Source organism: Halorubrum ezzemoulense DSM 17463 (assembly GCF_002114285.1).
Classification (GTDB): Archaea; Halobacteriota; Halobacteria; order Halobacteriales; family Haloferacaceae; genus Halorubrum; species Halorubrum ezzemoulense.
Genome location: NZ_NEDJ01000129.1, coordinates 1 through 3,968, shown reverse-complemented (window position 1 = coordinate 3,968; position 3,968 = coordinate 1). Strand labels below are relative to the sequence as shown.

Genomic DNA, 3,968 nt, shown 5'->3' with positions numbered 1-3,968 from the left:
GTGGGTGGTGACGGCTGCTCTATACCTTATGTAACAATTGGAGCCATGTTAGCGCTCGGGTGCTACATAAGGTATTGAACCTTCTTTCCCCACCGTGACCACCTCAGCAATTACTCGAGATCGTAGGTCGCAATCTCGTGAGAGCTACCCTGTGGGCATTCATCAGTATCGACCGGGTCTGATGAGGAACCGTATACGCATGTCTTCCCCACAAGTAATGTAGATCGAATGAGTTGGGGCGTGTAACGAATGGGAGACTCGACGGATCCAGCCCCTCGTATCACGGATCTTTCGTCGATCGAGCCGGAGAACTTCAAATTCCGGAATACACAATTTCTGAGAGCAGACGGCCATCACTACGACAATCCACACGACGAGTCGTTCCTTGAACAGCGAAAGGAGATCTGGCGAGTGAGAAACGGCGATCTCGAACGGGTTCTCGAGGAGTTCCCAACTGACCGGCCGCTTCCCGAACAGTGCGCGCTCTGGATACACGCGCTCGTAGGGAAACACTTCTTCCCGGATGGGAACCACCGTACTGCGATCGTTACATTGCGAAAGCTGCTCCGTGACAACGGGATCGAACCGGGAGAATGGTCGACGGAGCGGGTCAAACGGGTGCGAGCTGAGTCACACGACGTTCGAAGAGAGATACCTCCGATCCATCTCGACAGATTGTATGAAACGGACGAGCTGTATCGCGTCTGGCTTCAGTTCTTCGGCGAGGTCCTTCCTGAAGAGTATCGCTGATTACTCTTTGTCGTCGTCGGTATCGTCGTCTGCGAGCGCCTCGTACAGTTCCTCGTTCTCCTCGACGTCTTTGGCCATTTCTCGCTCACTATCCCAGTTCATCGTATACCGTTGTCTAAGTGTGCGTACAGTGAAAAGCGTATCTCTCCCGGGATGCTCGTTAGTCGACGTTGACCGACTCACCACTACCCACTTCCCGGCTTCCCGATGTACTCTGATTTCATCGTCCCATTCTCACGATAGTAGCGGTAGAGATACGGGCCGTGTATATCCTGACGATCTCCGCTGGCGCACTTACAGCTGTCGTCGCCACAGGTGATCTTCTCTTTGACGATGGTCCAGTTCCTGAACTGTCGGGCTTGTTGACGGATTCAGCTGTCTCGGGAAGTTCATCGGTGCCGAGTGGCTGGTCGCGATACTCGATGAGTACCCCAACGTAGCTCTGTATCTCGTGGAGCGTCTCCGTATCCTGCTTTGGGAGCCTTTTGCGAGATACTTGGGTAGCGAGGTCGGTGGTGGCGGCTCCTCCACACCTTATGTAATAATTGATGCCATGTTAGCGTTCGGATGCTACATAAGGCATTAAACTTCTCCACCAACTGTGAGCGCTCCAGCAATTACTCGAGGTCGTAGGCCGCAATCTCGTCAGCGCCACACTGTGGACATTCATCGACGTCCTTCCCCACGCTGTATCCACAGTGACGGCACTCGTGGTGGGTTGTCGATGGTAGATCGAGTCTCACAATCTGCTGGATGAACTGTTTACTGAGCATGGGTGGGGTCAACGACCTCGCCACAGCTTGGACATTCGGCCCACACGCCCGGTCTACCGCTATCTGTTTCATACTCGATTATCGCGTGTCGGCCAGTAACTATATCGCCACAGAATGAGCAGGTGCCACGGACTGTCTCTGGATTATCGGGGGCCATTCTCACGAAATCGGCAGCTCTTTTCAGGGGGAGAGGGAGCGTGTGATACTCTTTAACAGCTGGTTCGGTCGGTGAGACCGACTCAGCTGTGCTCCCTCACCCCAAGATTACAGACTCTGTGACTTATACTTCGGGCAAGCGGGGCGAAAGTACTATTCTAAAAAATTAGCGTGACCGTGGGTCTCGAGTGGCCATCACGCAGTTGGTCATCAGTGAGTAATACCGATATTGGTGATGGGCTGACGTCTAACTGGCCGCCAGCGTTGGCCAGTTCCTGTTTTTTGAGTCGCTACCAGCCGTGGGCGTCTCGGCTAACGAACCCGATCTGATATTGGTCCTCATTGCTTGGAGCGTGTTTGATGCTTACTGTCTCCAAGCTGGGATCCGAATTGACACCACGACGGACCTGATCGCTACCGGAGTTACCGAGCCTCTCGTCGACGACTAGCTATGTCATTTCTGAGTCATCATCCTCTGACGTCTCTGACGTCGAGTTAGTGTCGGATTCAGTCGTTTCGTGAGACTCATCGGGCGATTCCGACTTTTTATCGTGGAATCGTGCGCTCTGTGGCGTGCCCTCATTATCGCCGTAGAACCACTCGGCCTGTGCGCTGTTGAGCCGTGGCCCCTCGTAGTACACTTTATGATGCGCATTCCACGCATTTCGGTGTTCGATCGGGAGTTGGCGATGCCACTGCCTGTATGGGGTCGCGTCCGTCTTGTGGACGTGAATATGACAGCGCTGACACAGCGGGATTAGGTTGGCGACACGGTCGTCGGTATCGTCGCCGTTGATGTGATGGAGTGAGTTTACCAACGGCCGATTGTCACTGTTAACCCAGTCTTCAGGGGCCCGCCCACAGATGAGACACTCAGTACCCCACGCATCCCGGACAGCCTGCCGAAGTGAGTCGTCAGACATTGCCCTTGACTCTCGGTGAGCGCTTGCCCACGACGGGTCCACTAGGAGTTGGCAGCGTGTTCAGGTCGCCAGCTAGTAGTGGCTCTCCGAGAGTTTGTGTCGGTACGACTATTCGCTCGTGCCGCGTGTACGACCACCACTCCGGCCGTGAAACAGTTGCGTCGGTGGCGGCCGCATACGCATACGTTGTATATTTTGATTGTTGCATAGTTCTGAGCGGGATCGGATGCGGGTCATCCCTTTTCCGAATCCCTCTCACTCCTCTCGAGGGATACAAACGAATCCGCGAGCGAACCAACTCCTAATTAGCATCCAGTACCTCACAAAGTAATTTGAGAGATATTACCGTAATTTAGTCAAACTATACGGTAACTACTGATGTCTTGGGATTTAGATGTCTATTCGGCAAGTTGATCAGCAAGGATTCGCGCGAGTTCAGCTTCATCTCGGTCAAGAGCGATCGTCGACGCGGTTGTAGTGATTCACAGAAGGTCTCAATAATCTACTCGCGTCGGAAAACCGTTCAACCTGAGTTACGGTAAAGTTTCCCGTAATTTCGGTAGAAGGCTGATGTGGCTGAAAATAACATGTAGAGGTAGTCTGTCCATCATCAAGTCACGCATCCGAGAGATCTACCCTGTCAAAGGAAACGGGACGAACTGTATTCTGAACGACTTTGCGACGCGACCAACTACTCGCCGAGTACGATATCGTCCACTTTGAGCGAGCCGGTCGGGCAAAGGGTGCCTTCGTTCCCGGCGACGCCATTGAGGTCAGTTCCGAGATATCGACACCGCACCCCGACGACGATGCTGCCCCAGCGTGAGTTCGACTATGCCGGCGGCAGATCGATCAGTCGTCGTCTGTTTTCCTAACCGCATCCCGTTCGTCGAACACCTGATCCCGGACAACTGCCTCCTCGTCCGATCGATCTGGATAGCTCCCGGCGCTCTGAAAGTACGGCAGTGGGCTGTCGGCTAACTCCACACCAGCGACGCCGGCGGGCAACGACCGTTCGCTGACTGCTTCGAATCGTCCCTCGACTGCGTCCGTTGCGGTCGACCCCACATTGAGGCTGTCGATGAGGTGATCGAGCTTCGCGTCCATCTGTTCGTAGCGGTACCGCATCTCGCGTGCGTGGACCCCCTCCCGGAGGAGCAGTTCGATCACTCTGCTCTTCGGGATGTCATGGTGCTTTGCCATCGCTTCGAGAACGCTGTTCAGATCCTCATCTACCATCGTTCCAATTCGGTGTCCCATACCGACTCGATTTCCCCCCACGTAGTAAGTCGCCTTCCGGGCGAGTCTTTGTGGGACATCGACTGCGCTTCGCTCCCACCTACTCTTTGGGGATTCCCTCCTCTTC

Annotated in this window: 3 protein-coding genes and 1 pseudogene; 1 reads left to right on the top strand and 3 read right to left on the bottom strand. The window is 54.4% G+C overall.

Going from position 1 to position 3,968, the window contains the following annotated elements:
- Nucleotides 1-249: 249 nt before the first annotated feature.
- Entirely contained in the window at nucleotides 250-750 is a 501-nt protein-coding gene (locus tag B9H04_RS17540; RefSeq protein ID WP_007992836.1) for a hypothetical protein, read from the top strand.
- 185 nt (nucleotides 751-935) lie between these two features.
- Here B9H04_RS17540 and B9H04_RS19360 read toward each other — a convergent pair.
- The 3 genes and pseudogenes from B9H04_RS19360 to B9H04_RS17525 form a co-directional block, all read right to left on the bottom strand.
- Nucleotides 936-1,281: pseudogene (locus B9H04_RS19360) on the bottom strand (DUF6788 family protein).
- Between the two features lie 231 nt (nucleotides 1,282-1,512).
- On the bottom strand, nucleotides 1,513-1,680 hold the full coding sequence (locus B9H04_RS19790) for a DUF7837 family putative zinc-binding protein (protein ID WP_455583603.1): 168 nt from the start codon (nucleotides 1,678-1,680) through the stop codon (nucleotides 1,513-1,515).
- A gap of 1,774 nt (nucleotides 1,681-3,454) precedes the next feature.
- The coding region (locus B9H04_RS17525) for a hypothetical protein (RefSeq protein WP_211277053.1) at nucleotides 3,455-3,968 on the bottom strand (514 nt) is incomplete at its 5' end.

What these genes read in the sequence shown, in the direction of transcription:
- B9H04_RS17540 (WP_007992836.1), top strand. Translation starts at nt 250, where the DNA reads ATGGGAGACTCGACGGATCCAGCCCCTCGTATCACGGATCTTTCGTCG.
- B9H04_RS19790 (WP_455583603.1), bottom strand. Translation starts at nt 1,680, where the DNA reads ATGGCCCCCGATAATCCAGAGACAGTCCGTGGCACCTGCTCATTCTGT.